Below are 5,335 nucleotides of genomic sequence, written 5' to 3' on the forward strand. Positions count from 1 at the left end.
AATTGTTTATATTTTTTCATGCAAGACAAATTTAGGCTTTTGACCTTAAACACTTGGAGGAAAACTCCAAGTGTTTTTAATTTATCTGTTGCACTTATAACTTGAACTTACAAATTATGAAAAATATCTTTTTAGTTTTATTTACTTTATTTACATTCACGCTTTCGGCTCAAAATAGCAAAAACGAAAAAGCGGTTATCAAAACCAATATCTATTGTGATCATTGCAAAGCTTGCGAAACGTGTGGTCAAAATTTTCAAGAAAATTTATATAAAATTACAGGTTTAAAAATGTATGAATTGGATGAAAAAGCAATGACGTTGACGATTTATTACAATGGTAAAAAAACTACTTTAAACGAAATTAAAACAGCAATTACCAAACTGGGTTATGATGCTGACGAGATGAAAGCCGATACATCAGCTTACGACAAACTCGACGATTGTTGCAAAAAAGTTTAAATTCAGAAATAGAGAATTATTTAAATGTTTAGTAATACTCAGATGAAAAAAATTGTGTGTCTAATCCTGTTTTTTGCCTTGTCACTAGTTAGTGCTGCTCAGTCGGGATATGAGATCAAAATTGACTTAAAAAATTACAAGGATGACTTGGCTTATCTTACCTACTACCAATTTGACAAAACGTTCATAAAAGACACGTGTACTAAAATACAAAATGGAAAGATTATTTTTAAAGACAACAAAAAACTCGATACGGGGATTTACTCATTAGTAAGTAAGCAAAAAGCATTGTTGTTTAATTTTTTTGTGGACAATGATACGCAAAAGTTGGAATTAAAGAGTGATTCAGAAGCTGATTTTGCCGAAGATCTAGTTGCCCTAAATTCTGAGAAACAAAATAATTTTTTAGACTATATTAGATACATCGGTAAGCAAAACTTGAAATTGCTTGAACTGGAAAAAAACACAATTTTAAAAACTAAAACGGATACCGTATTATTCAATGAAAAAAGAGTCGCAATTGAAAAAAGTATTGCGGATTACGAAAAAAATTTTGTTAGCCAAAACAACGGTTCCTATGTCGCAAGCGTTGTTAATTTAAAAACAGACAAAATTTTGCAACAGGATTCTTTTTCTTCAAAAGACAAACTGGATAGTGTTGCGGCATTCAATTATTATAAGAAACACTATTGGGATGGAGTAAATTTTAAAGATGATGCCATAGTGAGGACCCCCTTTTTTTACAATAAAGTACAAAAATATTTTGAGCACGTGGTTCCTATGCAACCCGATTCCGTTAGTGTCGCAATTGACAAAATTTTAAATCAAACCGACCAAAAAAGTTTGATGTACAAAACGCTTTTGGCACATTTTACTTATACTTACGAATCATCTACACTAATGGGTTTTGATAAAGTGTTTGTTTATCTAGTGGACAATTATTTTAAAAAAGGGAAAGCTTCTGGTTTATATAATGATGAGGTTGTAGTGCAAAATATAATTGATCGTGGAGATAAATTAAGGCCTTTATTGTTGGGTTCGCAAGCTCCTGAGTTGTTTATGATTAAAGCCGAAGATTATACAAAAATGAAGGCACTCGGTTTTGAAGATGCAAAAAGTAGTCAAGAACTCACGAAACTGTATTATAAAAATTTGAACGAAATAACGAATAGGTATGTAAAACTGAGCGATGTAAAAGCAGCCTGCACAATATTGGTTTTTTGGGATGCTGATTGTAGTCATTGTCAAACTGAAATCCCTGTTTTGTTAGCCTCTTATAACGATATGTTGAAAGAAAATATTGATGTCAAAGTATTCAGCGTTTACACACAATATGAAGTTGAAAAATATATTAAATACATTAAGGATTATCAATTACCTTGGGTTAACGTGTATGATGGCGCACATTTTAATAATATTATTCAAAAATATGATGTTTATTCTACTCCCGTTATCTATTTATTAGATCAAAATAAAGTTATACAGGCTAAACGGATACAGGCCAGTGACGTAAAGTCAATGATTAAAACACTAGAAAAAAAACGTAAATAATGGACTAAAAGTCTGTTTTGAACCGAAGTAAATTCCGCTCTGTATACGATTACATCCAATTGAGAACTCAGAACGCATGAATTGGAAAACAGTGTTTCTTAAAAGAATTTGTAAGCGAAGTCTTTTTTTTTAGTTTTCCAAACACTGAAAGTAAAAAGCAACAAGTGCTTAGGTTGTAGTAAGCTAGAAATCAATTTTTGTGATTGTCGAACGGTTTGTTGCTGTATTTGTTAATACTTTTTCCTGCCTTTTAAAACTACTTTTTTATTAGTATTCGACCCATTTTTTGATTCATCTCCTCTTTAAAATTTTTATACTTTCATCTTTGGTTGTACAGCAAAGTTGCAGGGGTAAATTTTTAATTTCTTAAAAAAAATTCAAATTCAATGCCACAGTCAATAATATGACTGACTCCGTATAATTGGAATTTTCGAATTTACTTATTAAAGAATAATCGATTTTTTTCTAAATAGGTTCCTACGATGATACTGTGTTTTGTCTCAATATTTCCTTACTATTTTTAAAGACTTTAAATTATTGATAATAAAGCAGATAATAAATTTTATTGTTTGAGAGACAGTAGTATTTTGGATGAGAATCTAAGTTTTTGGGTTCTATTTTTGTGGTATAAACTTAAAAAAGTAAGAAAATACTTATATGTTAATTTTAATAAAAAATTTATTCTTTTATTAAAAATGCATTTCATTTGGTTTTTTCCTAGTTTCGAAAGAATAACCCAATGTTTTATGTAAATTAATGGTAGGCTGATGTTTATTAACACTTTATTAATTATTTTTGCATTTCAATTATTATTTTATTATGTTTTGTTTGACGACAAGAGTAATGATAATTCACAAGTTATGAGGCGCTTTGAATATGAATTTCTCTTTTTTTATCAATTTGTAAGAAATAATTATTAAAAAAATAGTAACAAAGTATAAATTATTATTTCCCATCTATTTATGAAAAAATTTACTTCACTTTCTAAAGTTGCATTTCTTTTGCTGTTTTTTGGCAGTATAGGCAACTATTCGGCAAATGCACAGGCCAGGGGTTTTAGTGCATTATCTTCCGCGTCTAGAATAAGTCAGGTTGCACCTTCGGATCCTACTTTAGACGCTGTTACAATTGCGCCAGTTTGCATTGGTAGTAAAGCCAATGTAGTCTTATCGGGTTTGCTTCCAAGTACTTTCGGGACTGCTTCTTACAAAATAGGCGGAGGGGCAACTCAAACAATCTCTGGAACATCAACAGCAGATGGTACATTTAGTTTTGTTACACCCGTTCTTAATGCGATGGCAAACGGAGTTGTTATTGAAATAACTTCAATTACAGCTAACAATTTAACTACTAATTTTACTGGAAAAACAGCTACATTAGTAGTTAGTCAAATTCCTACATTATCATCGGTTACAGCAGCACCAGTTTGTGATGGAAACTCAACTACAATTGTTTTATCAGGATTGCTTCCTAATACATTTGGTACTGCATTTTATAAACTAAACAACGGGCTAACTCAAAGTGTTTCTGGGACTTCAACCGCACAAGGCACTTTTAGTTTTCCAACACCACCACTTTCCATCGCGTCAAATGGGGTAGTTGTTACGCTTACTAAAATTGCTACTAATAGTGGTTGTGAAACTATTCTTACTGGCAAAACAGTAACTTTAATGGTTTCTCCAAAACCTACACTTTCAACAGTAACTGCTGCTCCAGTTTGTGCAGGAAGTTCTGCTACCATTGTTTTGTCAGGCTTGCTACCAAATACTACGGCTAGTGCTACTTACAAAGTTAACGGTGGAATGCCTCAAATTCAAAACGGAACTTCTATGGCAGATGGGACTTTTAGTTTTTCTACACCAGTGTTAACTGCTGCATCAAACGGTGCGGTTGTTGAAATTACTAAAATAACAACTAATAATGACTGTGAGACTACTTTTACTGGTAAAACGGTTAGTCTAGTTGTTAATTCTAATCCTACACTTTCAACTGTTTCGGCAGCACCAGTTTGTGATGGAAATTCAACTACCGTTGTTTTATCGGGTTTGCTTCCAAACAATACAGCTACAGCTACTTATACAGTAAACGGAGGAGCGCCTCAAACGGAGTCTGGAACATCAACGGCAGATGGTACTTTTAGTTTTTCTACCCAAGTTTTAACTTCTGCATCAAATGGAGCGGTTATCGAAATCACTAAAATTGCATCCAACAATGGTTGTGAGACTATGTTTACAGGAAAAACGGTTTCGCTTGTAGTTAACCCATTACCTAATGTACAAATTACAGGTACTCCGCTAGTTTGTAGAGGAGATTCATTTAGTTTAACTGCTTCTGGAGGAGTTTCTTATGCTTGGAGTGGTTCAGTTGGATCAAACAACGGACTTTCTGCAGCAAGATTTACTTCTTCAAATGCATCTATTAGCAGAAGTATCAATGGTCTTGGTCAATACCACCGAATTGGGGATTACACTGTAACAGTTACAGACGCAAATGGTTGTGTAAATACAGGAACTCAAACAGTTGGAGTTAATCCAGCTTTAACTTTAAACACTATTCCTGTTGTACCGCCTGTTTGTGAGGGTTCAAATTTTACTATTAACTCTGTTGCTACTATCACTAACGTAACTAAAGTAAACACTTTCCCTTATTTCGCAGTTAGTGCTGGTAATCAAAATGATATTACTTATTCTTGGACGGGTCCAAACGGATTCACATCATCTTCAAGTAATGCCTTAGTTAACAATGCTACAATTGATAATGCGGGTACTTACAACCTTGTTATTACAGGTCCTGGAGGATGTACTAGAACTGCAGACAGAAATGTGAATGTTAATCCAAATCCAACAATCACACTTGACGCCACAGCAGAAGTGTGTACAGGTTCTAATATTACATTAACTGCTTCAAGCAATGGAAGTATTTTTTCTTGGTTCAGAAATGGCAGTTTAGCAGGTCTTGGTTCTTCATTAACAATTAGTTCTGCTGATATGTCGGATGCAGGAATTTATACTTTCAGATCTAGAAGTGCATCATCTTTATGTTTTTCAGAGCAAAATATTGAGTTGATCGTTAAACCACTTCCTACATTATCTACAGTAACAACAGGATCAGTTTGTGCTGGAAATTCTGCAACTATAGTTCTTTCAGGCTTGCTTCCAAATACTACAGCTACAGCTACTTATACAGTAAATGGCGGAGCGCCTCAAACGGAGTCTGGAACATCAACAGTAGATGGGACTTACAGTTTTTCTACGCCAGTTCTTTCTGCAGCAGCAAATGGATCAGTAATTGAAGTTACTAAGATAACAACGGATCTTGGATGC

General features: G+C 33.4%; 3 protein-coding genes. All 3 read left to right on the forward strand.

Translation table 11 applies throughout. The annotated features are described in order from the left end of the window. Window positions 1–116: 116 nt before the first annotated feature. Window positions 117–461, forward strand: a complete 345-nt coding sequence (locus tag ACIQ2X_RS13500; RefSeq protein WP_396179455.1) for a heavy-metal-associated domain-containing protein — start codon at window positions 117–119, stop codon at window positions 459–461. A 42-nt stretch (window positions 462–503) separates the two neighbouring features. Further along, window positions 504–2,012: a redoxin domain-containing protein gene (locus ACIQ2X_RS13505; RefSeq protein WP_396179456.1), complete on the forward strand. Its 1,509-nt coding sequence runs from the start codon at window positions 504–506 to the stop codon at window positions 2,010–2,012. A gap of 962 nt (window positions 2,013–2,974) precedes the next feature. Next, window positions 2,975–5,335 (forward strand): beta strand repeat-containing protein (locus tag ACIQ2X_RS13510; protein WP_396179457.1); only part of this gene is annotated, 2,361 nt, incomplete at its 3' end.

This window comes from Flavobacterium sp. (assembly GCF_044368625.1).
Lineage (GTDB): Bacteria > Bacteroidota > Bacteroidia > Flavobacteriales > Flavobacteriaceae > Flavobacterium.